The sequence below is a fragment of the Pseudomonas sp. Ors-4-3C genome (assembly GCF_055755035.1).
Genome location: NZ_CM146900.1, coordinates 2,512,727 through 2,539,566, shown reverse-complemented (window position 1 = coordinate 2,539,566; position 26,840 = coordinate 2,512,727). Strand labels below are relative to the sequence as shown.

General features: G+C 59.2%; 29 protein-coding genes and 1 pseudogene. 24 read left to right on the top strand and 6 right to left on the bottom strand.

Annotated features, from left to right (window positions below; all coding sequences use genetic code 11):
- Positions 1-58 precede the first annotated feature (58 nt).
- The 18 genes from ACVHNU_RS11180 (at position 59) to ACVHNU_RS11095 (ending at position 15,202) form a co-directional block, all read left to right on the top strand.
- On the top strand, positions 59-712 hold the full coding sequence (locus tag ACVHNU_RS11180) for a phage tail protein (protein WP_473019728.1): 654 nt from the start codon (positions 59-61) through the stop codon (positions 710-712).
- A 3-nt stretch (positions 713-715) separates the two neighbouring features.
- Positions 716-1,099 carry a phage tail assembly chaperone gene (locus ACVHNU_RS11175; RefSeq protein WP_473019727.1) on the top strand — a complete coding sequence of 128 codons (384 nt, stop codon included), beginning with the start codon at positions 716-718 and terminating at the stop codon, positions 1,097-1,099.
- A gap of 62 nt (positions 1,100-1,161) precedes the next feature.
- Positions 1,162-1,410, top strand: coding sequence for a DUF1799 domain-containing protein (locus ACVHNU_RS11170; RefSeq protein WP_150635463.1), 249 nt, complete (start codon positions 1,162-1,164; stop codon positions 1,408-1,410).
- A gap of 10 nt (positions 1,411-1,420) precedes the next feature.
- Positions 1,421-4,402, top strand: a complete 2,982-nt coding sequence (locus tag ACVHNU_RS11165) for a phage tail tape measure protein (protein ID WP_473019726.1) — start codon at positions 1,421-1,423, stop codon at positions 4,400-4,402.
- Complete coding sequence (locus ACVHNU_RS11160; RefSeq protein ID WP_122706997.1) at positions 4,402-4,740, top strand: phage tail protein; 339 nt, start codon at positions 4,402-4,404, stop codon at positions 4,738-4,740. Before ACVHNU_RS11165 ends, ACVHNU_RS11160 begins: the two co-directional genes overlap by 1 nt.
- A 9-nt stretch (positions 4,741-4,749) precedes the next feature.
- On the top strand, positions 4,750-5,499 hold the full coding sequence (locus ACVHNU_RS11155) for a phage minor tail protein L (protein WP_473019725.1): 750 nt from the start codon (positions 4,750-4,752) through the stop codon (positions 5,497-5,499).
- 1 nt (position 5,500) lies between these two features.
- The gene (locus ACVHNU_RS11150) at positions 5,501-6,256 is read left to right on the top strand and encodes a C40 family peptidase (protein ID WP_473019724.1); all 756 of its coding nucleotides are present in this window, start codon (positions 5,501-5,503) and stop codon (positions 6,254-6,256) included.
- Between the two features lie 33 nt (positions 6,257-6,289).
- Complete coding sequence (locus ACVHNU_RS11145; protein WP_473019723.1) at positions 6,290-7,186, top strand: hypothetical protein; 897 nt, start codon at positions 6,290-6,292, stop codon at positions 7,184-7,186.
- Positions 7,187-7,215: 29 nt separating this feature from the next.
- Positions 7,216-7,614, top strand: coding sequence for a hypothetical protein (locus tag ACVHNU_RS11140; RefSeq protein WP_473019722.1), 399 nt, complete (start codon positions 7,216-7,218; stop codon positions 7,612-7,614).
- Between the two features lie 72 nt (positions 7,615-7,686).
- Positions 7,687-8,247 (top strand): tail assembly protein, encoded by a 561-nt coding sequence (locus tag ACVHNU_RS11135; protein WP_252878160.1) that lies wholly within the window; start codon positions 7,687-7,689, stop codon positions 8,245-8,247.
- A gap of 58 nt (positions 8,248-8,305) precedes the next feature.
- Entirely contained in the window at positions 8,306-11,770 is a 3,465-nt protein-coding gene (locus tag ACVHNU_RS11130) for a TipJ family phage tail tip protein (protein ID WP_473019721.1), read from the top strand.
- A gap of 3 nt (positions 11,771-11,773) precedes the next feature.
- On the top strand, positions 11,774-12,130 hold the full coding sequence (locus tag ACVHNU_RS11125; protein WP_473019720.1) for a hypothetical protein: 357 nt from the start codon (positions 11,774-11,776) through the stop codon (positions 12,128-12,130).
- Positions 12,127-12,789, top strand: coding sequence for a hypothetical protein (locus ACVHNU_RS11120; RefSeq protein ID WP_473019719.1), 663 nt, complete (start codon positions 12,127-12,129; stop codon positions 12,787-12,789). The genes ACVHNU_RS11125 and ACVHNU_RS11120 overlap by 4 nt, the downstream gene beginning before the upstream one ends.
- Positions 12,790-12,821: 32 nt before the next feature.
- On the top strand, positions 12,822-13,385 hold the full coding sequence (locus tag ACVHNU_RS11115) for a hypothetical protein (protein ID WP_473019718.1): 564 nt from the start codon (positions 12,822-12,824) through the stop codon (positions 13,383-13,385).
- A gap of 11 nt (positions 13,386-13,396) precedes the next feature.
- On the top strand, positions 13,397-13,807 hold the full coding sequence (locus ACVHNU_RS11110; protein WP_473019717.1) for a hypothetical protein: 411 nt from the start codon (positions 13,397-13,399) through the stop codon (positions 13,805-13,807).
- 58 nt (positions 13,808-13,865) lie between these two features.
- Positions 13,866-14,288, top strand: a complete 423-nt coding sequence (locus ACVHNU_RS11105; RefSeq protein ID WP_473019716.1) for a cell wall hydrolase — start codon at positions 13,866-13,868, stop codon at positions 14,286-14,288.
- A complete protein-coding gene (locus tag ACVHNU_RS11100) occupies positions 14,288-14,827 on the top strand; it encodes a lysis system i-spanin subunit Rz (RefSeq protein ID WP_473019715.1) in 540 nt (179 codons plus the stop codon). Before ACVHNU_RS11105 ends, ACVHNU_RS11100 begins: the two co-directional genes overlap by 1 nt.
- 144 nt (positions 14,828-14,971) lie before the next feature.
- Positions 14,972-15,202, top strand: a complete 231-nt coding sequence (locus ACVHNU_RS11095; protein WP_112997893.1) for a hypothetical protein — start codon at positions 14,972-14,974, stop codon at positions 15,200-15,202.
- Here the strand turns inward: ACVHNU_RS11095 and ACVHNU_RS11090 are convergent, their stop codons facing one another.
- Positions 15,203-15,883 carry an SOS response-associated peptidase family protein gene (locus tag ACVHNU_RS11090; protein WP_473019714.1) on the bottom strand — a complete coding sequence of 227 codons (681 nt, stop codon included), beginning with the start codon at positions 15,881-15,883 and terminating at the stop codon, positions 15,203-15,205. It lies immediately after the preceding gene.
- Positions 15,884-15,906: 23 nt separating this feature from the next.
- Entirely contained in the window at positions 15,907-16,632 is a 726-nt protein-coding gene (locus ACVHNU_RS11085) for a hypothetical protein (RefSeq protein WP_473019713.1), read from the bottom strand.
- A 645-nt stretch (positions 16,633-17,277) separates the two neighbouring features.
- Between ACVHNU_RS11085 and lpxO the strand changes: the two genes are divergently transcribed.
- Positions 17,278-18,177 (top strand): lipid A hydroxylase LpxO, encoded by a 900-nt coding sequence (gene lpxO / locus ACVHNU_RS11080; RefSeq protein ID WP_045122779.1) that lies wholly within the window; start codon positions 17,278-17,280, stop codon positions 18,175-18,177.
- A gap of 73 nt (positions 18,178-18,250) precedes the next feature.
- Here the strand turns inward: lpxO and ku are convergent, their stop codons facing one another.
- Positions 18,251-19,123 (bottom strand): non-homologous end joining protein Ku, encoded by an 873-nt coding sequence (gene ku / locus ACVHNU_RS11075; protein WP_003225188.1) that lies wholly within the window; start codon positions 19,121-19,123, stop codon positions 18,251-18,253.
- A 190-nt stretch (positions 19,124-19,313) separates the two neighbouring features.
- On the opposite strand from ku, the gene ACVHNU_RS11070 reads away from it, so the two are divergent.
- The gene (locus ACVHNU_RS11070) at positions 19,314-19,655 is read left to right on the top strand and encodes a hypothetical protein (protein WP_003225187.1); all 342 of its coding nucleotides are present in this window, start codon (positions 19,314-19,316) and stop codon (positions 19,653-19,655) included.
- A 52-nt stretch (positions 19,656-19,707) separates the two neighbouring features.
- Entirely contained in the window at positions 19,708-20,853 is a 1,146-nt protein-coding gene (locus ACVHNU_RS11065; RefSeq protein WP_473019712.1) for a PQQ-dependent sugar dehydrogenase, read from the top strand.
- 130 nt (positions 20,854-20,983) lie between these two features.
- Here the strand turns inward: ACVHNU_RS11065 and rimI are convergent, their stop codons facing one another.
- Positions 20,984-22,102, bottom strand: coding sequence for a ribosomal protein S18-alanine N-acetyltransferase (gene rimI, locus ACVHNU_RS11060; RefSeq protein ID WP_473019711.1), 1,119 nt, complete (start codon positions 22,100-22,102; stop codon positions 20,984-20,986).
- Positions 22,103-22,194: 92 nt separating this feature from the next.
- Here rimI and ACVHNU_RS11055 point away from each other — a divergent pair, with 92 nt between their 5' ends.
- Together ACVHNU_RS11055 and ACVHNU_RS11050 are read left to right on the top strand one after the other, a co-directional pair.
- On the top strand, positions 22,195-23,769 hold the full coding sequence (locus ACVHNU_RS11055) for a RimK family protein (RefSeq protein ID WP_473019710.1): 1,575 nt from the start codon (positions 22,195-22,197) through the stop codon (positions 23,767-23,769).
- A gap of 7 nt (positions 23,770-23,776) precedes the next feature.
- Positions 23,777-24,700: a magnesium transporter CorA family protein gene (locus ACVHNU_RS11050; protein WP_473019708.1), complete on the top strand. Its 924-nt coding sequence runs from the start codon at positions 23,777-23,779 to the stop codon at positions 24,698-24,700.
- A 118-nt stretch (positions 24,701-24,818) separates the two neighbouring features.
- Here ACVHNU_RS11050 and ACVHNU_RS11045 read toward each other — a convergent pair whose 3' ends face one another.
- A complete protein-coding gene (locus tag ACVHNU_RS11045; RefSeq protein ID WP_473019707.1) occupies positions 24,819-25,154 on the bottom strand; it encodes a DUF2834 domain-containing protein in 336 nt (111 codons plus the stop codon).
- A 351-nt stretch (positions 25,155-25,505) separates the two neighbouring features.
- Between ACVHNU_RS11045 and ilvA the strand changes: the two are divergent.
- Positions 25,506-26,501, top strand: a pseudogene (gene ilvA, locus ACVHNU_RS11040) (threonine ammonia-lyase, biosynthetic); the annotation flags it as partial.
- Positions 26,502-26,531: 30 nt separating this feature from the next.
- Here the strand turns inward: ilvA and ACVHNU_RS11035 are convergent.
- A complete protein-coding gene (locus tag ACVHNU_RS11035) occupies positions 26,532-26,837 on the bottom strand; it encodes an NIPSNAP family protein (protein ID WP_003225174.1) in 306 nt (101 codons plus the stop codon).
- Between the last annotated feature and the right edge of the window lie 3 nt (positions 26,838-26,840).

Sequence of the window (26,840 nt, the reverse complement as noted above, 5' to 3'; positions counted from 1 at the left end):
AAACCCAGAACCCGCCACCGAGCGGGTTTTGTCATTTCTGCACAGAGGAAACACAACCATGGGCTTTCGACTCCCCAACGGCGCCACCCTTCAAATTGCTTCGGCGTATGGCGCTGCCATTCCTGTAACCGCACTGAGCAATGCCAATCCTGCCGTAGCGACGGCAGCGGCACATGGTCTCAGCGATGGCGACATCCTCGCCGTGACCTCGGGCTGGACTCGCCTCAATGACCGTGCAGCGCGCGTCTCGGACAGCCTGACCGGTTCTTTCGCACTGGAAAACATCAACACCACCAACTTGCAGCCATACCCGGCTGGCTCCGGCGTCGGCTCTGTACGCGAGGTGACCGGCTTCGTCGAGATCTCGCAAATCACTGACGTGACCACCAGCGGCGGCGATCAGCAGTTCCTGACGTTCGGCTTCCTGGCTGACGATGACGACCGCCAGATCCCGACCACGAAGAACCCGATCAGCATGTCGGTGACGGTTGCAGATGACCCGGCTCTGCCGTACGTGCCTGTGGTTGAGGCTGCTGACGAGGACAAGGTCACCCGCGTATTGCGCCTGAACCTGCCGAATGGCGACGTCATTCTGTACAACGCCTACGTGACGATCACCTCGACCCCCGCACTGTCCCGCAACAACCTGATGACCCGCGTTATCAGTCTGTCGCTGGCTGGTCGTCCAACCCGCTACTCGGCGGTGGTGTAATCCATGGCCAAGATCAAAATCTCCCAGAGCCCGACCTTCAAGGCGAAGGTCGCGATTCCACGCGTTGGCGCTGAGCCGGTCAGCGTTGAGTTCGAATTCAAGTACATGGATCGGCTGGCCCTGGCCGCGCACTTCGATAAGTGGAACGCCGCACGCGACGAGCATGCCAAGAAAGTGCAGGAAGACGAACTGAACTGGCAGGAAGCTACAGGCGCCGAAATCGCGCTTCAGGTCGGCCAGCTCAAGGACATCATCGAGGGCTGGGGCTTCGACGAGAAGCTCTCGGACGAGTCGCTTACTGCTTTGGTCACCACCTGCATTGGCGCACCCCAGGCTGTGCTTTCCGCGTACCAGAGCGCCTATCAACCGGCCCGCCTGGGAAACTGACCGGCGCCGCCCGCGTCCTGTACGAGCCCGGGCCGTCCGAAGCTGATTTGGCAGCCTTCGGCATGACGCTCGCCGACATCCCCGAAGAAGAGTATGAGGTCTGGCCAGACAACTGGCCGGCCTTCCTGCTGTTCGAGGCGATGTCCACGCAGTGGCGCGTAGGCATGGGCGGGGCTACCGGGCTGGACTACAACGCCTTGCCGCCGGTGGCCTCGATGCTGGGCATGAAGCGGCGCGAAATCCCTGAAGTCTTCCACGACATCCGTGTCATGGAAGCAGAAGCCATGCTCGTGATGAGCGAATCGAAATAACGGAGCCCGCATGACTTCAATTGCTGAACTCGGCATCAAGGTCGATTCGACCGATGCTGCGCAGGCGAGCTCCGACCTCGACAAGCTCACGGCGGCTGGCGACCGCGCCGAAAAGGCGGCTGAGCGAGTCGCTAAGGGCACGAAAAAGGCTTCCGCTGCGATAAAAGAGCAGAAAGACGAGCTTGCTGAATTGCTCGGCGAGATTGACCCCACTGTCAAAGCGCTGGGTCGTCTGGATGATCTTGAAACAAAGCTGGCGAAGCAGAAGAAGCTCGGCGCGCTTGATGCGTCGACCTTCAGCGATTACCAGGCGAAGATTGATCAGTCCCGGGCAAATCTGACCCGTTTTGACGACAGCCTGACCCGCACTGGCAACACCGCCAAGCAGACAGCCGCTGCACTTCGTGGCGTGCCTGCGCAGTTCACGGATATCGCAGTGTCGCTGCAAGGCGGCCAGGCTCCGCTGACCGTGCTGCTCCAACAGGGCGGACAGCTCAAAGATATGTTCGGCGGCATCGGCCCGGCTGCGAAAGCACTGGGCGGTTACGTGCTCGGCCTGATCAACCCGTTTACTGTCGCTGCTGCGGCTGTCGGCGCGCTGACGCTTGCTTATTACAAGGGCAGTCAGGAGGCCGACGAGTACAACAAGGCGATCATCTTCACCGGCAACTCCGCCGGAACAAGCGCTACTCAGTTGGCATCGATGGCGCAGCAGGTGAGCGCAACTGTCGGCACCACTGGCGCGGCTGCTGAGGTGCTGGCCAAGCTCGCGGGCAACGGCAAGATCGCAAGCGGCAGTTTCGAAGAGATCACCGAAGCCGCTCTGCAGATGGAAAAGGCCACCGGCAAGTCTATCGACGAGACGATTGCCGAGTTCGCGAAGATTGCCAAGGACCCCGTCTCTGCTGCCAAGGAGTTGAACGACCAGTACAACTTCCTCACTGCCTCGGTCTACTCGCAGATCGTGGCGCTGAAAGAGCAGGGCGACACAATTGGGGCGGCGAAGCTGCTCACCGACACATACGCCAATACCATCGAAGAGCGCACCGGGCAGGTCACTCAGAACCTCGGCCTGATCGAGAGCGCCTGGAACAAAATCAAGCAAGCAGCCTCTGGCGCGCTGGATGCCGCGAAAGAAATTGGCCGGATTCAAACCTTGGAGCAGCAGGCTGAGGTCATCCGCCAAAGACTCCAGACGAATCAGGGGCGAGGCGGGCGCGCTGCTGCTCTGGGGCTGGAAACGCGGGATGTCGCAAAGGATCGCGGAGAGCTGGCGTTCCTCGAATTACAGATCGACGCGGAAAAGTCCCGTACGAAGTTCATTGGCGACCGGGTAGCCATCGAGCGAGGCGGGATTGACGCTGCGATCAGGCTGAAATCCATCAGTGACTCGAACCTCACCAACGAGGAGAAGCGCAACAAGCTGATTAAGGAGTACAAGCGCGACGTCGAAGCGCTGCGCAAGGCGAACCCGAACGATCCGCTGGTGCAGGAAGCGGTTGTCTCGAAGACGATCCAGAACATCCGCGACAAGAACAAGGATCCGAAAGCCGCGACCTCAGCGGTAAACTTGACCGAGTTCAACGACTCGAAAAACCAGCTCTCGCTGATCCTCGGTGAATATAAAAACGCCCAGAAGGAGCTGGAAGCCGCGCAGAAAGCTGGGCTGGTCACGCAGGAGGACTATCTGCTCAAGCGCCAGTCGCTGATCGGCAACGAGCGAGACGAGGTAACCGCCGCGTATCAGGCTGAAATCAGTTCGCTGGAGGCCGCGAAGGGCAAGGCCAGCACCTCTGCTGCGCAGCGTATCCAGCTCGACCAGAAGATCGCCGATGCCAGGGCCAATATGGTCAAGGCCCAGAAGGAAGCCGACAGTGAGCTCGAAGTCATCGCGACGAACGAGCAGGGCCGGCTCGCCAAGCAGGCGCAGGCGATCAAGGTCTACACCGATGCCCTCGACCAGCAGAGCGTCGCCCTGCGGCGCGCTGGCGGCCGTGCAGCGGATGGCGTTGGCCGTGGCGACCGGGAGAACGCCATCAATGGCGAACTGAACGGCGTTGCCGATCGAGCCAACCAGCAGCGTCTGGATCTGGCGCGCGACCGGGCCGACAAGGCGCGCAACATGAGCGCCGAGGAGTACCAGGCAAAGCTCGACGCGATCAACAGAAGCGAGATGGACCTGAGCGAAACAGTGCTCAGCAACTACGAGCAGATGTCGGCCGCGCAAAGCGATTGGCGCAACGGGGCAACCTCGGCGTTCAGCAACTATCTGGAGAGCGCGCGTAACATCGCCGGCCAGACTCGCGACCTGTTCAGCAATGCCTTCAGCTCGATGGAAGACGCAGTCGTCAACTTCGCCATGACCGGGAAGCTGTCGTTTGCTGACTTCACCAAGTCGATTCTGGCGGACATGGCGCGGATCGCGACCCGTCAGGCAAGTTCGGCGTTGCTGAGCAGTCTGGTTGGCGCTGGCGCAAGCTACTTCGGTGGCGGCGGCACAGGTAATGGGTTGGCGGCAGGATCCGCTGGCGCAACGTCATCCAACCTCGGGGCCTCGCAGGCTGGTTACTCGTCCGCCTATTTTCAGGCTGACGGCGGGGCTTGGGCCAATGGCGTGCAGATGTTCGCCAATGGCGCTGCGTTCACCAACTCCGTTGTGAGCAAGCCGACAGCCTTCGGGATGGCAGGCGGGCAGACTGGCGTCATGGGCGAGGCGGGGCCAGAGGCGATCATGCCACTGACCCGCACGGCCGGCGGGCAGCTGGGCGTTCGAGCAATCAGTGGCGGCGGGAGTGGGGGCGGCAACGTCTACAACTTCCCCGTCGCAGTGTCGGTACAAACCCAAGGCGCTGGCGGCGCGGCCAGCGCAGAAGACACCTCGCAGCTTGGCAAGGGAATTCAGCAAGCGGCGAAAGCCGAAGCTGAAACCGCCATCGCGCGAGCGCTGCAGCCCGGCGGCTCAATCTGGAAACTCACGAATGGGAGGGGCTGATGGCCATCGAGACATTCACATGGCCAACCCAGCACGGTGACGCGCCCGAGATCTTGTATCGGGTGCGCACCTCGCAGTTTGGCGGCGGCTACAAACAGGAAGTTGGCGATGGACCGAACAACAAGGAGGACGCGTACCCGATCACCTACAGCGGCCCTCAAGCCAAGGTGCTGGAGATCATGGCGTTCCTTGATCGGCATGCGGGCGCGAAAGCCTTCCTGTGGACCACACCTTTGGGCCAGCTTGGCCTGTTCACCTGCAAGAACCCCGTGCCCACTCCGGTGGGCGGCGGCGTTTTCAAACTCACCGCCACGTTCGAGCGGGCATTCCATCCATAAGGGGCAATCATGCCGCTGATCAGTGACATCCAGATCCTTGAGCCTGGCAGCGAAGTGCTGCTCTTTGAATTGGACGGCACGGACTATGGCGCGGACGTTCTGCGCTTCCACGGGCACGCAATACCGCACACACCGGCCGAGTTGATTGCCGCCGGCGCCGATGCTGACCAGCTGCCGGCCAAGGCGATCTACTGGCAGGGCAACGAGTACAGCGCTTGGCCGATGCAGATCGACGGCATCGAGGCGAACGGCGACGGCACTGCGGTTCGTCCGACTCTGTCGGTTGGCAACGTCAACGGGCGCATCACCGCACTCTGTCTGGCGTTCGAGGATCTGCTCGAATTCAAGCTGACGATGCGGCATACGCTCGGCAGCTACCTCGACGCGGCAAACTTCCCGGCCGGCAACCCTACAGCAGACCCAACCCAAGAGACGATCGAGGTCTGGTACATCGACCAGAAGACGAACGAGGACGGCGAAACGGTCAGCTGGGAGCTGGCCAGCCCTGGCGATGTCGGCAATGAATCAATCGGCCGACAAGCCACAACCCTTTGCCATTGGTGTCTCACCGGCGGATATCGCGGGCCGAACTGCAGCTACACCGGACCGTACGTCACGAAGGACGGCGTCATCACCGATAACCCTGAACTGGACCAATGCGACGCCACGCTGGGCAGGGGCTGCATTCCGCGCTTCGGCGAGGGTAACCCACTGCCGTTTGGCGGCTTCCCGGCTGTTTCCCTGATCGCACGGAGCTGACATGCGAAAGCACATCTTGAATGCGATCCAGGCGCACGCGGCGGCCGAGTACCCGAAAGAGTGCTGCGGCCTGCTGCTGGCGATCGGACGCAAGCAACAATACTTCCCCTGCATCAATGTCTCGACGGAGCCGAATGAAGAGTTCCGAATCGACCCCGAGCAGTACGCCGCGGCCGAAGACGAAGGCGAAGTAATCGGCATAATTCATTCGCATCCAGACGCAACCAGCAGGCCGTCCCCGCGTGACCTCGCCATGTGCGAAGCGACCGCGATGCCTTGGCATATCCTGAGCTGGCCGGAAGGGGATCTGCGGACCATCGTCCCGACTGGTGATGTGCCGCTGCTGAAGCGTCCATTCGTGCACGGCGCCTGGGACTGCTGGCAGGTCTGCGCCGACTGGTACAAGCGCGAGTGGGGACTGGAGTTCGAAGCCTTCAAGCGCGCCGATGGCTGGTGGGAAAGCAAAGACAACACCAGCCTGTACGAGGCGAATTACGAGGCCGCCGGCTTCTACCGAGTCGACCAGCCGCAGCGCGGCGACATGATCGTGATGGAAGTGGGGCGGACGGTTTACCCGAACCACGCTGGGATCTTTCTCGGTACTGATCCTGCGCTGCCGGGTGAGGATGCTGCGACGTTCGGGCCGGGGCCGTTCCTGCTTCACCACCTGTACGGCAGGCCATCTGAGGTCATTGTCTTCGGCGGCCCGTGGCTCGACCGCACGCGACTGGTGCTGCGGCACCGCCGATCTCAGTGATAAGGTGTAAGCCTTATCACAGGAGTGGCATAAATGAGCAAAAACGCAAGCTCGCTATCGGTACTTTTATTGGCGGGAATGACCTTCGCGCCCCTAGTTAATGCCGAATGGGTTAGGTCCGAAGTAAAAGACGAGATGCGCGGAAGCGTTACGATAGTTTTCAGCCAAACAGCAAAGCCAGCGGATGGCGGCGGGCCTAGCGCCACTTTAATGGTAATGGACAAAAAAGATGGAAAGCCTGGCGTCGTTTTGCACGTGGAAGACGGCAAGGTCAAAGGCTGCCCTGCGCCAGACGGATCGCTTTGTAGTGCAAGCATCAAATTCGACGACGGCAAGGTTCGAGAAGAGCTCTTTGCTTCTGACGACGGACGACAATTGATACCGACCCAGGTGGTAGCTTTTGCCGGTTCTGTCGTCAGAGCAAAGCAACTATTTGTAGAACTGAAAGTAAGCGGAGTAGGTACTCGCCAATACAAATTTGATTCCGGCGCATTGGACCTATCCATAGATGAAGGGCGACCGCTCACCCTGCTTGGCTATCAGCTCGGCAAAAAGTACCCCGATGTGGGCCCTCCTTTGGAAAGGACAAAAGGCGAGGGGCTAGATGCTTGCTACACGGGGGATAATTTGCCAAACGTTCTTGGCCCAGAAAAAATGCAAAAGAGCACTCTGTGTTTTTTTGACGGTTTCTTTTATAGCGCGGTCGTCGTTCCTGGAACGAAGGCGGGCTACGCATCCGGCGTTAAGTATCTAACGTCGGTTTTCGGAAAGCCTGATCCGGACGGCGTTTATCCTTCCTGGCCAAATAGAGGCGGCAAGCTACTCGATATGGACACTCGGAGAGCCTCATATTTCTCGATTGGCAAAACAACTTATACAGAACCATTTATCATAGCCGATGAGATAATCAGCCCCTTCGTCCCGCAATAGCTGTCCGCGCTTGCCTCAAGGAGAGGATTTTGAAGTTTATATCTATTGTTGTCGCCATGCTGATGTTGGCCGGTTGCGCCACGACGCCAATACCGTCATCCCAGGCTGAGCCTGTGCCCGCATCAAGACTTTTTGCATATCAGAAGCCAGCTTCAGACGATGCTGTCTTGATCGTTACCCGTGATTCCGGCTTTGTTGGTGGTGGCTGTAATACTTCCGTAAGCATCGACGGGCGAAAAGCTGCCGAGATTGGCTCTGGCGAAACCGCAAAGTTCTACGTTCCCGCCGGTGAGCATATCGTCGGCGCGTCGTCATGCGGCAGCGGGCTTAAAGAGCGGGAAGCCAACATAAAGGCTGGCGCCACTAAGAAATTCAGGATATCCATCGACTCATCAATGAGCATGGACTTATCACCCACCATGCAATGACAAAGCCGCCTACGGGCGGTTTTTTTATGACCGGAGAAAGCCGTGGCAGTGACAGCGAGTAACAACCCAGCCATGACAACCATTCTTCTTTCAGGCCCGCTTATCAAGCTGTTTGGTCGAGTCCATCACCGAGAGCTTGGCAGCAAGTCCGTGGGCGAGGCGTTCAAAGCGCTGAAGTGCACGATCGAAGGATTCGAAGGCGCTATTAAAGATCTTGAGCGCAAAGGGATGCGTTTTGCGATTTTCAGAAACCGGAAAAACGTAGCTGAAAAAGATTTCGGTCTCGGCGGAACCCAAGAGATTCGCATCGTCCCAGTCATTTCCGGGAGCAAACGAGCAGGCCTGCTTCAGACGATCATTGGCGCGGTTCTGGTCGTGGCCGGCTCGTATTTCGGTCAGCCTTGGGCCGTGCAGTTGGGTGCTGGGCTGGTGGCTGGCGGCGTCATTCAGATGCTCAGCCCTCAAGCGAAGGGCCTGAAGCAAAGCGCATCCCCCGAAAACTCCCCGTCCTACGCCTTCGGCAGCGCCAAGAACACCACGGCCAGCGGCAACCCGGTACCGATCTGCATCGGCGAACGCCGGTGGGGCGGGATGATCATTTCGGCCTCGATCCTGGCTGAAGACAAAGTGTAATCAGGACAGCAGCACACAGACCGCCCGCGAGGCGGTTTTTTTATGCCTGGAGGAAAGCATGGGCGCAGCAGCACAGATCGATATCCACGGCGAGAAGGGCGGCAGCAGCAAGCCGAAGTCGCCGACCGAAGCCAGCGACAGCCTGCGCTCCACCAACCTGGCAAAGCTGCTCATCGCCGTGGGCGAGGGTGAATTCGACAGCGTCCCGACCGATTACGACATCTACCTGGACAACACGCCGATTCGCGATGCCAGCGGCAACTACAACTTCCCGAACGTGAAGTGGGACTGGCGCCCGGGATCGGTGGATCAGACGTACATCCCCGGCATTCCGTCCGTCGAGAACGAGACGTCGCTGAACATTGAGCTGCGCAGCGATTCGCCGTGGGTGCGCTCGATCACCAATACCCAGCTTTCCGCCGTGCGCATGCGGTTGGCCTGGCCGGCGCTGCAACGCTCCGATGACCAAGGCAACGTTGGCGGCTACCGGATCGAATACGCAATCGACGTGGCCACCGATGGCGGCGCCTATCAGCAGGTGCTGGTGGATGCCGTCGACGGCAAGACCACCACGCGCTACGAGCGCTCGCGCCGCATCGATTTGCCGACCGCCACCACGGGCTGGCAGATCCGCGTGCGCCGCCTGACGCCGAACCAGAACAGTAACAAGGTCGCCGACACCATGCTTGTGGCCGGTTACACCGAAGTGATCGATGCCAAGCTGCGCTATCCGAATACCGCGCTGCTCTACATTGAGTTCGACGCCGAGCAATTCACCAACATCCCGGCGGTGACCGTGAAGTGCAAGGCCCGGCGCTGGATGGTGCCGAGCAACTACGACCCGATTCTGCGCACCTACACCGGGACGTGGGACGGCTCGATGAAATCGGCCTGGACCAATAACCCGGCTTGGATCACCTACGGCGTCTGCACCGAAGACCGTTTCGGCCTGGGCAAGCGCATCAAGCCTTTCATGGTCGACAAGTGGGAGCTGTACCGCATTGCCCAGTATTGCGACCAGCTGGTGCCGAATGGCCTCGGCGGTCAGGAACCGCGCTTCCTCTGCGACATGAACCTGCAGGGCAAGGCTGATGCCTGGTCGCTGCTGCGCGATATCTCAGCGATTTACCGGGGCATGACGTATTGGGCGCAGGGCCAGTTGGTGATGCAGGCTGACATGCCGCGCGCGCAGGATTTCGACTACGTCTTCACCCGGGCCAACGTCATCGACGGCAAATTCTCGTATGGCAGCGCTTCGGCGAAAACCCGGTACACCCGGGCACTGGTCAGCTACGACAACCCGGCGAACAACTACGACACCGACGTCATACCGTTTGCGGATCTGGATCTGCAGCGCCGCTATGGCGACCGGCCGACCGAACTGAGTGCCATTGGCTGCACCCGCGCCTCCGAGGCCCAGCGCCGCGGCAAGTGGGCGATCTTGAGCAACAACCAAGACCGCACCGTGTCGTTCAAAACCGGCATGGAGGGCGTGATTCCGCTGCCGGGGCACATCATCCCGGTGGCTGATTCTTTGCTCGCGGGCCGCGAAGTCGGCGGCCGGATCTCGTCAGCTGCTGGCCGCGTGGTGACGCTCGATCGCGATACCCAGGCCAAGGCCGGTGATCGGTTGATTATCAACCTACCGGGCGGCCGCGCCGAAGGGCGCACCGTGCAGAGCGTCAACGGCCGCGCGGTAACGGTGACTGTCGCTTACAGCGAGCCACCAGTCGCGCAACTGCAATGGGCGCTCGACGCTGACGACCTGGCGATTCCGCTGTACCGCGTGTTGCGCACCAAGCGCACGACTGAAGGCGACTTCGAGATCAGCGCGCTGCAGTTCGAACCGAGCAAGTTCGCACACATCGACACTGGCGCTCGACTGGAAGAGCGGCCGATCAGCGTGATTCCGATCACCGTCGTTCCGGCGCCGGCCAGCGTATCCCTCACGTCGACATCGTCGGTAGTGCAGGGCCTCGCCGTGGCCACCATGACCATCAGCTGGCCTGCCGTGGACGGCGCGGTTGGTTACGACGTGGAATGGCGCAAGGACAGCGGCAACTGGATCAAGCTGCAGCGCACTGGCATGACCAACGTCGACGTGGTCGGTATCTACGCCGGTGCCTACGTGGCGCGGGTCCGCGCGGTGAGTGCGTTCGATATCTCATCGCAATGGCGCAACTCGATCCTGACCAACCTCAGCGGGAAGCAGGGACTGCCGCCGGCGCTCAGCTATCTGACGGCCACGCCACTGCTGTTCGGCATCTACTTGAAGTGGGGTTTTCCTGCTGGCGCTGAGGACAGTCAGCGCACTGAAATCTGGTACGGGCCGACCACCAGCTTGGACGCTGCGACCAAGTTGACCGATTTGGCTTACCCACAGAGTGACTTTTCGTTGCTCGGCCTGCGGGCTGGTGTGACGTTCTACTTCTGGGGCCGGGTCGTCGACAAAATCGGCAACATCGGGCCGTGGTATCCGATCGGCATGGGTGTGCAGGGGCAGTCCAGTGCGAACGCTGGCGATATTCTTGAAATGATCGCCGGAGAGATTGGCCGCACGGAACTTGGCCAGGACATCCTCGACGAGATCGACAAGATTCCGGGACTTCAAGAGCAGATCGACAATATCGCCGACGCGCTCGAATACGACCCTGAGTCAACTTACCTGAAAGGCGACACCGTTCGAGTGGGGCGACGCTTGTATCAGGCCGCGCAGGCAGTTCCAGTCAACACTCCACCGCCGAATCCTACCTACTGGGATGATATTGGCCAGGTCTTGGAGGAGGCCAATGCACTGGCCGCTCAAGTCTCGAAAAACACGCTGGATATCGAGCATCAGGGAGACCAACTGACCGCTCAGGCGTCCAAGCTTGATGGCGTCTACGTGCAGGTGAATCCCGCGCTCGCTGGCGACACCGAAGGGTTTGCCGGCTCTGACCAGGTTTATGTTGGGGTTTGGTCGGAGCAGTCGGCGCGGCTTGAGGACGGAATCGCCACTGCCAAGCGGATCGATACCGTACAGGCGGACGTGAACAAGAACAGCGCCACAGTGCAGACGGTCAGCCAGGCTGTGGCCACGCTTGACGGAAAGGCCTCAACGATGTGGTCGGTGAAGATGCAGGTTACCGCCGGGGGGCAATACGTCGCCGCTGGTATCGGTCTTGGGATTGAGAACACCGGCGCCGGTCTGCAAAGCCAGTTTCTGGTCAGTGCTGATCGCTTCGCCATAGTCAACTCGATTGCAGGCGGAGCTACGTCGGTGCCGTTCGCGGTGCAGGGTGGTCAGGTATTTCTCAACTCGGCGTTCATCCTGGACGGCACCATCACCAACGCAAAAATCGGCAGCTACATCAGCTCAACCAACTACATCGCCGGCCAGCAAGGCTGGATTCTCAACAAAGACGGAACTCTGGAGATCAACGGCATCGTGCCAGGGCAGGGACGGCTGGTGATCAACTCGCTGAACGTCTCGGTCTACGACGCCAACAATGTGCTGCGCGTCCGTCTTGGATATCTGGGGTGACCAATGGGGCTATTTGGCCTGCGTGTCTTTGATGAGAGCGGTCAGCTCGCCATGGACACCAACAGCTTTACCTACCAGGTGCTGTGGCAGGGCGTGATCGATTTCAGTGGAGCTGTTCCCAGCTACACGCTCAACATTCCGGGCTTCAACCCGGCCAACTGCGTGTTCATGATCATCCCGACGAGGGGGCAGGACGTACAAGCGTCGGAAACCGATGGCCTGGGAAACAGCAAGTCATATCCCTACGTGACCACTTCAGCTGGACAGGTTGTTGTGAGGAACAAAAACCCATCAGCCAGTGCTTCGACGACCGCGACGCGAATTGTCGCGAAAGGCTTCGCTATCAGGTACGGGACATGACTTTTGGCTTTCAGAGCATCAACGACAACTCGTTTGTTCAAATCGATTCCGACGCACCCAGGTTGTGCGTCCTCACCAAAGGCACCTATTCCGGCGTGGCAACCGCATCAGGAACGTTTGCGCGGGCGGTGACCAGCCAAGACCCGCCAATGGTGTTCATTCGCCCTGATCAGGGCGGTGCGATTCAGGTTCCCATTTCTGTGTGGTTCACCGGCGGTCCGGGTAACTGGACTGGTTTTGCCATGAACGCATCAAAGGTCAACGAAACACTAAGCGGTCAGTATTTCGTGGCTGCATGGGCTTCGATGGGTACCGCCACGTACGGGATGCGCCTTTGGGGCGGTGCTGGCGCGCTCGTCTACGACAGTGGCGCGCCCGCGGTCGTCGTCACGTTCGCCGCTGGCAACTGGACTTATCTGGGTACAGAGCAACTGAGCGTCGGGCGCCGGTACATCTGGGGAATCAATAAGGCGCTCGGTGCTGGGGAGTACGTGTCCCTCAACCCCTTCACGATGAACTGCCACAACGATGGAACCGGTGGCGGTTGCGCACTCGGGGTCGATTACGCAAACGGCCGAATCATGATGTACAGCCTAGCCTTTACGGCTTGGACTGATCAGGGACATCGCCCATTTCTTTGCGCCAAGCTGGTGGCTTAAACCGCGGCGCTCCAAACAAACGGAAAAATTTCATGGCAAAGCAGACGATCAATCTCGGCACTCCTCCTACCGGCGTGGGCGGTGATACGCCCCGTAGTGCGTTTACCAAAACCCAGAGCAACTTCGACGAACTGTATGCAGCAGACGCTTTGAACTACAAAAAGTCGAACGTTCTTGGCCCTGTCGGCATTGCAAACGGGGTGCCGACCGGCGCCGTTATGAGCTACTCGATCGATACCACCACCGGCGATAGAACCACGAAGTACGCCAATGGGCAGATGATCTTCGACGGTGTCCGACAGGCAACTGTAGGGGTTGGTCCAGGCGCGTTTGTGGCGCCCTCAATCGCTCGGCCTGCGGATTTCGTCGGTAACGTTTCGTCATTTTGTGATCTGGCGTTCTTCACCGGCGGTGGAACGGCTGGCAATCAACTCTACGCGACTCGGCAATCTCTTACGTCTTCCAGCAATCTTTATCTGGGCGCTTTCATCAATATGGGGCGATCGCCTGCAAGTGAAATTCCAAACCTTGCGCTTGGCTCAACGGTAGCCCAGAGCTATCTCTTCTGGTTCGTGGCCGTCGGCCGCTGGTTCTAATCGAGGTTCACATGCCATACGCAGCAACTAATCAAATCAGCACTGCACCGATCGAAGGCGGAATCGAGATCACCGACGAGCAGTACGCCTCTACGCTGGCCAGCATTGAGGCCGGTAACTTTCTGACCGTTTCTGTGGTGGGTGGCATCTTCAGTGCCAGTCCGGCGCCGCCGCCGGCGAGCCAGACACCCGAAGAGCAGGCGCATTGGGACCGGCTCAGCGCGATCGCTGGCGAAGACACCTGGCGTGTGGCTGAGGTGGCATTCATTACCGATCAGCTGATCGCGCTTGAGGATGGCGACCCATCCGCCATGCCCGGAAGTGTTCAGCAGTGGCGGGAATACCGAACCGCCGTCCGCGGATGGAAGGACGGGGCACCCGGCTTCCCGGATTCGTCGGCTCGGCCGTCTCGCCCGGCGTAACCATTTCAAACCCGTCAACCCGCCATTGAGCGGGATTTTTTTTGCCTGGAGAAAAGTGATGCCTGTAACCGAAAAAGACCGCGACATCCTCGCCCGAACCTTGTGGGGTGAGGCTCGCGGCGAAGGCACGGCCGGCCAGATCGCCGTGGCCTGGACGATCCGCAACCGTGTGTTCGATGGTAAGGAAAAGTCGTGGTGGGGTGAGGGGTACGCTGGCGTGTGCCAGAAGCCGTATCAGTTCAGCTGCTGGAACAAGACCGACCCCAACTATCAATTCCTGATCGGCGTGAAGCAGATCCCGTTCCGCGAGCTGGCGCAGTGCCGAATCGCTGCTGACCAGGTGATCGACGGCAAGGTGCCGGATCCAACTGGCGGCGCCACCCATTACTACGCCACTAGCATCAAGGCGCCGGCCTGGTCGGCGAAGGCCAAGCAAACGCTCAAGTTGGGCGGGCACGTCTTCTTCAAGGATGTGCCGTGATGGTCGTGCCTTGGAAAACGGTTGGCGTGCTGGTGCTCGTCCTGATCGGCGCCGGTAGCGCTTGGCAGTTTCAGGACTGGCGCTACGGGAAGCAGTTGGCCCAGCAGGCCCAGCAGCACGCCGAAACCCTCAATCAACTGACCCAGGCAGCGGCGGCAGCGCAACAGGCCGAGCAGGACAAACGTCTGGCGCTCGAGCAGCGGCTGGCGGCCAGTGAACAAACCCACTTCAGGAAAATGACCGATGCCCAACGTGACCAAGATCGCCTGCGCGATCGCCTTGCCACTTCTGATCTGCGGCTGTCAGTCCTCCTCGACGCAACCGACGCTGCCAAAGGCTGCGGGGTGCCAGCCACCGCCGGCCCCGGCGGCGTGGATCATGCAGCCGTACGCGCCCGACTTGACCCAGCGCATGCTCAACGAATTATCGCCATCACCGACGAAGGCGACCGGGGGCTGATCGCGCTGCAGGCATGTCAAGCCTACGTCCGTACGCTGAGTGATGGCTCGGAGCTATTGTTGCGAGGTGAGCACCGGTAAACCATCATTTATGTTCGATCTGGATGATGCGGGCACATGGACAAGCAACTGGCTGGCTACTCAATTGTGATGACGATTATCTGGGTTTCAGTCGTTCTTTCTGTCATTTATTGGATGTCGTAGTGAAGGTAATAGGTGGCTGATATGGAAGGCGTGGTGCTGAGCGATAAGCAGAAACGAGAGGCTGATCGGTTGCTGGCGCAAATCGTTCGGGCCGATTCGATGATCATCGCTGTGAAGGCGGGAGCACGGGCGGATGGCTTCGTGCTTGGACTGGAAACCGGCGGGGCTTTGCGCGCCGGCGATGCGGAAAGGCTGTACATCATTTTCGAAGCCGCCTTGGTGGAGCGGCTGAAAACGCTGACGCACAGTTGATCAATCGACGGGCTTTATCAGATCCGGGCCTTGATTCCGGACATTCCCCACGGCCCGATCAACCTTGAACCACTCGAAAACCTCTGTCGGTTCGCCCTGATGCAGCACCATCTGTTCGGCGCGTTCTTTAGGCGTGGCCGGATCCAACCATTCCCGTGCGAGTTCAGGCGATAACGCCACCGGCCGCCGGTCGTGTATATCGACCATTCCCCCGGCGCTGTCGGCTGTAATGATCACAAAGCCGTCGTGCTCGCCCGGATCGTGCTCTTCGTTCGGATATTGGCCGATGGCGGCACACAGGATTGGTGACTGGTCCCGGTGCCTGATCAAATAGGGCTGCTTTTTCGGCCCGCCTTCGTCGACCCACTCGAACCAGTTGTTGATGGCTATGATCGCCCGGTGCGGCCAGATCGCGCGGAAGAACGGGCCGTGGGCTACTTTCTCGACCCTGGCGTTGATCGGTGCGGCGCGGTCTTTTGCCCAGTGCGGTCGCCATCCCCACCGAACCATGTCCGCGTGCAAGAATTGGCCTTCTTGGTGGAAAAGGGCGAGCTGGGCGGTCGGCGCGGCGTTGTACCGCTCGAAACGCTGATCCCCAGTCGAATTGACCAGGGCGTTCGGCATGCTCAGCGCTGCCACGAAGTCGTGAATGCCACTGTACTGGGATAGTCGTCCGCACATTGCCCGATCCTCGCATGGTTTCTTCAGCGTAGACCCGCGGGCGCGGGCTTCGTCACAAAACCTTTTCCGGAGCAGGTTGGGCAGTCATCACGCGCATCAAAGCGATCGAGGCAGGTGGTGCACATACAGAAAGCCGCCGACTCGATGTGCGGGCGCACCTTTTCAAAGGCACGTAGGTCGCGCTCTTCCTGGGCGATTTGAGCCGCATCAACCAGCGCTCGGTAAGCGTCTGGGTCGTCGACAGGTTTGTAGTCGACGCCACTGATCACCCGCTCGGTTTCCACCAGCTGGTACTGGCGCCCATTCAGTTCCAACATCAGGCCCGAGATTGTCCCAATCTTTCGAGAGAGCCCAAGAGTCAGGTGCACTCCATCAGCGCCAGAGTAGACCTTGCCGTCGTAAGGAAAGGAGGCGCCGCGCGGTTCGTCACTTTCGAAGTTGAAGATCGACCGGCTGATCGTACCCAGCAATTTCCCGTTGTCGATCCGCACGACGTCGTAGGTCGACGCTCCGCGGTACTGGCCCGGCGAGTTCTGCAACTCCTCCACGGCGTGCCAGTAGGCAGCGTCTGCCATCTCGTTCATGTCGAATTGCTCAAGCTGATCGATCAGTCCCTCTGTATGTAGCGCACCAGCCATTTGATGAAGCGTTTCCCGATGTGCCTCCGGGTTTTGCATGCGAAAGTCTTGGTCGTCGAGAGTCGCGCGCCATTGCTGGAGCCGGAGAGATTTGGCTTGGTCGAAATTCATGGAGGGAGATTCGCTGTACAGATGCTGTATGCATGTACAGTAATCGAGGCGCTGCATGTGAGCGAGGGTGAGGCGACGAGCTGTAGGATTTGGGATTGGTGTTCGGTCGGCAGAACGCCGTAGACTTGGGCCAATTTTTGGGCCAATGGTGTGAAATGATGGGGGTTGGTGCGGGCGCAACCCCCTGTAAATGCTGGCTTTAACCCTCAGAAAACCCCGATCAATACTGCATCGTGATGTTAGCTGTAGAAATCAAAGGTTTTTCCTGCGAAGCATTCTGAGTAGCGAGGGTGCGGCTGGAGCGCTTGGCCCGAGTCAAAGTGCGCTGAGGCGGGACATTCCCGTCATCAACCAAGGGGGCGCGTAAAGTTTGGCGGCGATTGTACTGGTCTGGCTCTTTAAACGATAGGGCGATGACGCCGCGTCTGCCGTTTGGCAGATTCAGCGGACAGTTTTTCACAGATCAGGTTCACCATTGGTTACAAAGTATGGCTAAAATGCCAGCCAGTTACCCAATAGCCGCTAACGGCAAGGGCTCAAGGAAGTGCCACCGGGATAGTATTTGTATTCATGCCACTGCATCAGACCCTGGGCCACCGGCCGGCAGGCGCGCAGTTTGTTCACTTTTGACGTGTGACGATTTCCGTGAAACTCATCATTGCTGCTATTTATGTCATTTCGATTGCATACGTTCACCTTCGTGGGCGCGTGCGTCACAAACTGGGCCGTCAGTTGAGCGATCACTCGACGTTCCTGGCGCCGATCAACTGCTTCCTGTACCTGTTTTCGAAGAAGCCGAACAAGCCGTATCTCGATCCTTCCGAATTTCCTGATCTGAGCCCTTTGCAGGCGCACTGGGAAGAAATTCGCCAGGAAGGGCAGAATCTGCTGCGCGCCGGTGAGATCAAACGCTCGAATCAGTACGATGACGTCGGTTTCAACTCGTTCTTCAAAAGTGGCTGGAAGCGTTTCTACCTCAAGTGGTATGGCGAGAGCCATCCGTCGGCCATGAAGTTGTGCCCGCGCACCACCGAGCTGGTGCAGAGCATCGGTTCGATCAAGGCAGCGATGTTCGCCGAGCTGCCGCCGGGTTCGAAACTGGTCCGTCACCGTGATCCTTACGCCGGTTCGTATCGCTACCATCTGGGTCTCGACACGCCGAACGACGCGGGTTGCTACATCAATGTCGACGGTGAGAGCTATCACTGGCGCGACGGTGAGGCGGTGATGTTCGATGAGACCTACATTCACTACGCCGAAAACACCACCGACAAAAACCGCATCATTCTGTTCTGCGACATCGAGCGGCCGATGAAGTATCGCTGGGCAGCGGCGTTCAATGCCTGGTTCAGCCGCACCGTGATGTCGGCGGCAGGTGCGCCAAACGATGCGGGTGATCGTGTCGGTGGGATCAACCGACTGTTTACCAAAATCTACAAAGTCCGACTGCGTGGCAAAGAGCTGAAAAAGCGCAATCGCACGCGTTACTACATGGAAAAGTGGGCGATCTTCGGCGGTTTGCTGGCGGTGTTCATTCTGATCTGACAGCATCGCCAGCCTGCTGGCGATGAGTCTCTCAAAACCAACCTGTCAGCTTCCTGACAGGAACCGGATCTGATTACGCCCCCGAGGCCTTTTTGGTCTTTCTCGCGGGGGCTGCCTTGCTGGCAGGCTTCGCTTTTGCCTTCGGTTTGGCCGTGGCCTTGCCGCCCAGACTGCGTTTAAGCAGCTCGGTCAGGTCGATCACATCCGCAGACTTGCGCTCTTCCTCGCCACCCACCGTCTCGACATCCTCGATCTTGCCTTCATGGGCCTTTTTCTCGACCAGCGCCATGATCTTGTCTTCAAACTCGTCCTTGTAATCCTCCGGACTCCAGTCGCCGCTCATGTCCTGCACCAGACGTTTGGCCATGTCCAGCTCACCCTTGGCCAACTGTGGCTTGGTCACTTCGCTGCCCAGCTCCAATTCGTCGAGGCCGCGCACTTCCTGCGGCCAGCGCAGCTTGACCAGCACCAGCGCCGATTCCAGCGGCATCAGTGCCGCCAGATATTGCCGAGTGTGCAGGACGACGCGGGCGAGGGCGACCTTGTTGGTTTTGCTCAATGTTTCACGCAGCAGCGCATAGACCTTGCCGCCGCGCTTGTCTGGCGCCAGGTAATAAGGCGTGTCGATGTTTTGTAGCGGAATCTGCTCGGCATCGACGAATGAAAAAATGTCGATGGTCTGGGTCGACACGGGGTGCGCCGACCGAATTTCTTCCTCGCTGAGCACCACGTAGCGGCCCTTCTCATATGCCACACCTTTAACGATGTTCTCTTTGGTGACTTCCTTGCCCGTGACTTTGTTAACCCGTTTATAACCGACCGGGTCCATGCTGCGGCTATCGAGCCAGTCGAAGTCGACGCCTTGCGAGGACGTTGCCGACACCAGCGCGACGGGGATGTGTACCAGTCCGAAGCTGATCGCGCCTTTCCAGATTGCCCGAGCCATGGTGAGTTCTCCGAGTGATGATCAGGTGACCCACGTCCCGGCTCGAAAGTTTCCAGCGTTTGCATGGGCTCGCAGCAATGCCGGTCAAGTCGTGTTACATCTTGTTTAAGGGCGATGGGTTAACAAATCCGAACCCAGGGCGTAGCGTGGACTCGAAGGCTCTATCCCCTGCGCATCGAGAGGCCGCGCCATGACCCGAATTCCGTTAGGCATCATCGTTCTGTTCCTTGGGGCGGGGCTGGCGCATGCCGAAGTCGGGCCGCCGTCCGCGCCGCTGCTGCTGGCACAGAGTCCCACCGGTACCGACAACAACCCTTACAACAGCCCGATCCGCCGCGCCAATCCCAACAGCATGCAGGGCACACAGCCCAGTGCGCCGATTATTCGCGGGCCGAACACGGTGCCGGTACCCAGTTCGCCAACCGTCGGTAATGGCGGCATCGGCAATGGTCAGCAACAACGTTCGGTGCCGAGTACACCACCAAAATTCATTCCCAACCCACCTTCACGCGATGGAGACAGCAACCGTTGAACGGCAGGACTGAGCGCCTGTCAGCCTTTCGAACGAACAAAAGGAATCGTGCATGTTGCGTAAAACCTTTCTAGCCACGCTGTGTGTCGGCGCGTTGATCAGCGCTCCCGCTTTCGCCGCTGTCCCCAAAGAGCTCAAAAGCGAGCAGGGTACCCTTGAAGTCACCACGATTACCCAAGGACTCGAGCACCCTTGGGCGCTGGCGTTTCTGCCGGATCGGCAGGGCATGCTGGTGACCGAGCGTCCAGGCAACCTGCGGGTGATCAGTGCCGATGGCAAGCGCTCTGAACCGATCAGCGGCGTACCGAAAGTCTGGGCCAAGGGCCAGGGTGGATTGCTCGATGTGGTGCTGTCGCCGGACTTCAAAGAGGATCGGCTGGTCTACCTGTCCTATGCCGAGGGCGGTGGTGCCGGGGACAAGGCCGGGACGGCGGTGGGGCGCGGTCGTCTGTCGGACGACTTGCGCAGTCTGAGTGATTTCAAAGTGATCTTCCGTCAGGAACCGAAGCTTTCGACTGGCAACCACTTCGGTTCACGGCTGGTGTTCGACCGCGACGGCTACCTGTTTGTCACGCTTGGCGAAAACAACGAGCGGCCCACCGCGCAGGATCTCGACAAGCTGCAAGGCAAGGTCGTGCGAATCTTCCCCGATGGCAAGGTGCCGGATGACAACCCTTTTGTGGGCCAGTCCGGCGTGCGGCCGGAAATCTGGTCTTATGGCCATCGTAATCCGCAGGGCGCTGCGCTCAATCCGTGGAACGGCACAATCTGGGAGAACGAACACGGTCCCCGGGGTGGCGATGAGGTGAACATCATCGAACGCGGGAAAAACTACGGCTGGCCGTTGGCGACCCACGGCATCAACTATTCGCTGCAACCGATCCCGGAAGCCAAGGGCAAAAGTGTCGAAGGCGCCGTGGATCCGCACCATGTGTGGGAGAAGTCTCCCGGCGTCACCGGGATGGCGTTTTATGACGCTGATCGTTTCAAACCGTGGCAGCAGAACCTGTTCATCGGCGCGCTGGTCAGTCAGGAGCTGATCCGGCTGCAGTTCGATGGCGACAAGGTCGTGCACGAGGAGCGTTTGCTGGGCGATTTGAAACAGAGAATTCGTGATGTGCGGCAGGGGCCGGATGGGTATCTGTATGTGCTGACGGATGAGCAGGACGGTTCGCTCTACAAGATCGGCCTGAAGTAACCTTACTTCAAATTTTCACAGATATCCTGTGGCGAGGGAGCTTGCTCCCGCTGGGTTGCGCAGCAGCCCCAAAATTTTGTGAGCGCTACGCATTCATGCGGGAGCAAGCGCCCTCGCCACCAAAAAGCCTCTAGAGCCTAACGATAGTTGGCGTAGGGCGGTCATACAAAACCACTGCCGCCCGCAATTTCCCCCGCCCAAACCGGCTCATCTTTTCAAACTCCCCATGGCTGACCGGCACATGTTGGCAGTCCATCGGCTGGCGATGCTGGCTGTGATCGATGTCGGGATCGTGCAGGTACACAAAGTCTTCATCGCAATCGGTGACCACCACCCAGTGCGGTGATTTGGAGCGGGTCAGGCGATAGCTGCTGATCAGCACCAGTGGCTGACCGCCAGCCTCCAGCAGGCGCGGTAAATCCAGATGGTTGCCAATCTTCCGCTCGATGTCGGTCTCCTGCATTTGAGCGGTGAACTCCTCGTGCACCAGGCGCATGACGTCTTTTTTATGCTCATCGCGCACGCCGTCGAGAAACAATGGCCCGGCCATACTCAGCTGCAAACGCACCCGGAAACCCCGCCGCCAGGCCGCCAGTGCCAAACCCTGGGGGCTGCAGCCACCATGGCCGGAGGTCATGAACACCGTGGTCGCTTCACGCCAGATCTGCAATTCCTCACACCGCTCCAGCAGGCGCGCAGGCTGCAGCGCGCCCATGGCCATCAGCAGACAGGCCGGGCCACAGGTGAATTCGGTGGTTTGCGGGTAGTAGGGCACCTTGATACTGCGCGAGTCACGGTGCTGAACAATGCGCTTTTCCAGACGCAGTGCATCGGCATGGTCCTCGTAGTAGTCGTGAATCAGCGCGAAACGCCGATAGCCGTTGCGCTCGTAAAGCGCGATGGCGGTGGGGTTATCGATACGGACTTCAAGGCGCAGATACGCGCAGTCATGCTCAACGGCACAGGCCTCGATACGTTGCAGCAATTGTTTGCCCAGACCGGTGCCACGGGCTTCGCCGGCAATGGCGATGGAATACAGGCGCGCCAGTGATGTGCCGCGATGAAACAGCACCAGTGCATAGCCGAGCAATCGCCCGTCAAGCTCGGCGACCAGCAGTTGCGCATGGGCGCGGGTGATCATCCATTGAAAGCTGCGGCTGGTGAGCCGGTCGGTGGTGAAACATTGCATTTCCAGGGCCAGCAACGCTGGCAGATCTTCAACTACCGCCAAACGAAAAACAGCACTCATATGACCACCGTAAAAGTTGCGTAACGAAACGGGACTTTCGAAAAACTTCGTGCTTAATAGAAATGGTCTTGTTCTCCAACGGATCAATCTCTATGTCAGCGGTACAGGGTCATTGGCGCGAAGTATCCGAGCAAAGTTTGCCGACGGCAACTTTTTTAAATCCAGTCATCAGAACTTCCAGTCAAGTGTTGATCATCGTCGAACGCAAGGAAGACTGGGCCTCGTACTTTCCCAGCGAGGACATCGTCACGGCTCAGGAATACCTTGAGCAAACCCGTGACAGCGAACCTGGCAAACGGGTGCAGGTGATTAACCTGTGCCGCAGCTACAAGTACCTGGGGCACGGTTACTATTGCTCGCTGCTGGCAGAAGCCCGCGGTCACAAGGTGATTCCATCGGTCCGCACCATCAGCGAACTGACGAAAAAATCGCTTTACGGCCTGGCGCTGGACGACCTCGATAAAACCCTGGAAAAAGCCCTCAGCCATCATCTGTACAGCGATACCGAAGGTTTCACCCTGACACTTTACTTCGGCAAGACGCATATCGAGCCGCTGCAGGATCTGGCCCGGCAATTGTTTGAAGTGTTTCCGTGTCCGATTCTGCTAGTTGAGTTTCGCCGAACTAACGGCTGGCACATCGAGGGTATAAAGTCCGGCGCTCTGCACAAGTTGCGCGACGATCAGGAAGATCAGTTCGCCAATGCGCTGGACGGCTTTAGCCGTAAAGTCTGGCGAGTGCCGCGCTCGCCGCAAGTGGCGCGTTATGACTTGGCGATTCTGCACGATCCACAAGAAGCCTTGCCGCCGTCAAATGCCAAGGCACTGGAGAATTTCGTGCGGGTCGGCAAGGGTATGGGCATCGATGTCGAGCTGATCGAACGCAAGGACTACGCGCGGCTCGCCGAGTACGACGGCCTGTTGATTCGCGAGACTACCAGCGTCGATAACCACACCTATCGCTTCGCGAAAAAAGCCGAGAGCGAAGGGTTGGTGGTCATGGATGACCCGACGTCGATTCTGCGTTGCACCAACAAGGTCTATCTGACTGACCTGCTCAACAGCCATCAACTGGGTATGCCTGCCACGGAAATTCTCTACAAGGAACGACCGGAAGATTTCGAACGGGTCGGCGAACGCCTCGGTTTTCCGCTGGTGCTGAAGATCCCCGACGGCTGTTTTTCTCGCGGGGTGATCAAGGTTGAAAGCCAGCAGGCGCTGCTTGAGGCTACCGCTGAATTGTTCGAACACTCGGTATTGCTGTTGGCTCAGGAGTTTTTCTACACCGAGTACGACTGGCGCATCGGCGTGCTCAACCGCAAACCGATTTTCGCCTGCCAATACTTCATGTCCAAGGGCCACTGGCAAATCTACAACCACAAGGCCAAGGGCCAGGACATCAATGGCGAGTGCCGCACCCTGGCTGTTCACGAGGCACCGCGGGCAGTGGTGGAACTGGCGGTCAAGACCGCGAACCTGATTGGCGACGGCCTCTACGGCGTGGATCTGAAACAGGCTGGCGACAAAGTGGTGGTGATCGAGGTCAACGACAATCCGAACCTCGATGCCGGCATCGAAGACGCCTATTTGCAGGACGATCTGTATTCACTGGTGCTGGAGGAGTTCGTGCGACGACTGGAACTCAAACGTCGCGGCCAGGCCTGGTGAAGCGCCGATGATCAGCAGTTTCGCATTGAGTCACGGCGCGTTGCAGCGGGTGGAACGGCTGGATGCCGAGGTGATGCTGTTCAGCAATCCCGATGCTGCCGAGCGCGACTTGCTCCACACTCACTACAAGGTCGATGAACACGCGCTGGCCTCGGCGCTGGATCCGGACGAAGTCTCGCGAATCGAGTTTCACCCCGACCACTTGTTCCTGATCTGGAAGCGCCCGGAAAACTATTCCGGCGGTGGCAGCCTGGCGTTTGAAGTGTCGTCCTGCGGCCTGCTGTTTTCACCCGGTAAGTTGCTGGTGATCGCCACCGACGACACGCCATTGCACGGCATCGGCACGCGCCAGCCGCTCAATGCGCCGCTGGATGTGTTGCTCGATTTGCTGTTCAACAACATCCACCATTATCTCGGCCACCTGAAGGTGATCAAACTGGTCGCCCGTGAGCTTCAACAGAAGTTCAACGCCTCGATGCAGAACCAGCATCTGGTGCAGATGTTCAACCTCAGCGAAAGCCTGATCTATTACATCAATGCCCTGCACAGCAACGGCGCAGTGCTGACGCGGCTGCGCAATCACGCGGAAAAACAGCACTTCGGCAGCGAGGCGATCGGGTTGATCGACGACCTGATCATCGAGAACAACCAGTGCTACAAACAGGCAGAGATCTACTCAACGGTGTTTTCCGGGCTGATCGATGCGCGCGGCAATCTGATGAACAACAGCATGAACAATCTGCTGCGCAAGCTGACGTTGATCAACGTGGTGTTTCTACCGTTGAACCTGATTGCCAGTATTGGCGGGATGTCGGAGTTCAGCATGATGACGGCGGGGACGCCGTGGTGGATTTCCTACCCGGTGTTTCTGATGGTGATGTTGCTCGGGGCGGGGGGAATGTTGTTTGGGCTGCGGCGGTTGGCCCAGTGATCGGTGGTGACTTGGCCGACGCCATCGCGAGCAGGCTCACTCCTACAAATTGGAACGCGTTTCTCTGTAGGAGTGAGCCTGCTCGCGATGGCGTATTCAGCAATACCGGAAACCCGGATCAGCTCACCGGGTTCGCCGCTGCGACCTTCCGGCGCTCCCGAACCCCACGCACCACCAGATACAACAGCGGCCCAATCGACACAAATACTGCCGTCAGCAACAGATACGGCACCACCGACCAGACCGACATCCCTCGCGACCGCGCATCCTTGACCATCCACACCCCGGCCAGCGTCGCCAGCAGATACAGATCAATCACCACCTGCGCCGTGTCCGGGCGCGACATCAGGCTGATACCGAAGTCGATCAACGACTGTTCGGCCTGGAGCATCACCGACACGGTGTAGCCAGTAAACGCAATCAACGCCGTGAGGGGCAGGGCGACAGGCATCATGTATTCCTTCCTTGGGGTGATGAGCAGAATCGCCAGCCTACCTTGGCATCCCCAAATAAGCCATTGACTCGCCGGCCGCCGCCGGGCTAATTTCAGGCCCATGACTTCCACCGTATTGCGCTGCCAGCCAAGCATTATTACCGCCATTCCTCATTTGGCGGGCTAGCTCACGACTGCAGCACCCAACCCGCCCTAGAGGCGGGTTTTCATTTTCTGTCTCCGGGGTTTTAACAACGAAGGCTCCCTGTAGGAGCTGCCGAAGGCTGCGATCTTTTGACTTTGTTTTACTCAAATCAAAAACAAGATCAAGAGATCGCAGCCTTCGGCAGCTCCTACACAGAGCGCACGGAGATGACGATGAAATACAGCCCCGACCAGCAAGTCCTGCTTGAGCAGTACGTGAAAAAGATCCTTGCCGCGCCGGTCTACGACATTGCTGTGCGCACGCCGTTGCAAGCGGCGCCGGCGCTGTCCGATGCGCTGGGCAACCGGATCCTGCTCAAGCGCGAAGACCTGCAACCGACGTTCTCCTTCAAGATCCGTGGCGCCTACAACAAGCTGGTGCAATTGAGTGATGCGCAGAAAGCACGCGGCGTAATCACCGCGTCAGCGGGTAATCATGCCCAGGGCGTGGCCCTGGCGGCACTGGAACTGGGGATGGCGGCGACCATCGTCATGCCGTTGACCACGCCCGAACTGAAGGTGCTTGGAGTGCGAAGTCGGGGCGCCGAGGCGTTGCTGCACGGCGAAAGTTTTCCGTTTGCCCTGGCCCATGCGCTGCAATTGGCCGAGCAAACCGGGCGCACTTTCGTTTCACCGTTCGATGACCCGGACGTGATCGCCGGGCAAGGTACGGTGGCCATGGAAATCCTGCGTCAGCATCAGGGGCCGCTGGAGGCGATCTTCGTTCCGGTGGGCGGTGGCGGCCTGATCGCCGGTATCGCGGCATACGTCAAATACCTGCGGCCGGAGGTGCGCATCATCGGTGTTGAATCGGAGCACTCCGCCTGCTTGAAGGCAGCGTTGCAAGCGGATGCGCGTGTGATGTTGCCCAGTGTCGGGACGTTCGCCGATGGCGTGGCCGTGGCGCAGATCGGCGCGTATGGTTTCGATGTGTGTCGGTTTTGCGTGGACGAGGTGGTCACCGTCAGCAATGACGAGCTCTGCGCCGCGATCAAGAACATCTACGACGATACCCGCTCAATCACCGAACCTTCCGGCGCGCTGGCGGTGGCCGGGATCAAGCAGTACGTGGCGCGTAACTGTGTTCGCGAGCAGACCTTCGTCGCGATCGACTCCGGCGCCAACATCAATTTCGACAGCCTGCGCCACGTCGCCGAGCGCGCCGCGGTATGCGGCGTCCCGGCGTGATAACGCTCAGGGCAGTAGCGGGCGCAGAAAACTGCGCTCGTAGCTGACGATGAATTTTTTCTGCACCAGCGATTCCACCAGCGCCGTGCTTTCCGGATCGGTCAGCGCGATGTGCCGGTAGCTTTCGTAATCGGCCAGCGAGGGAAAGCTGAACAGGCAATAAGCGATGTTGCTCGCGCCCTCGGAGGGCAGGAAATAGCCGTGATGAGTGCCGCCCAAACGCTCGACGATGCCCAACCAGGCCTTGGCATAGGCCTCGAACTCGGTCAGTTGGTACGGATCGATCACGTATCGCACATGGCAGGTAATCACGTT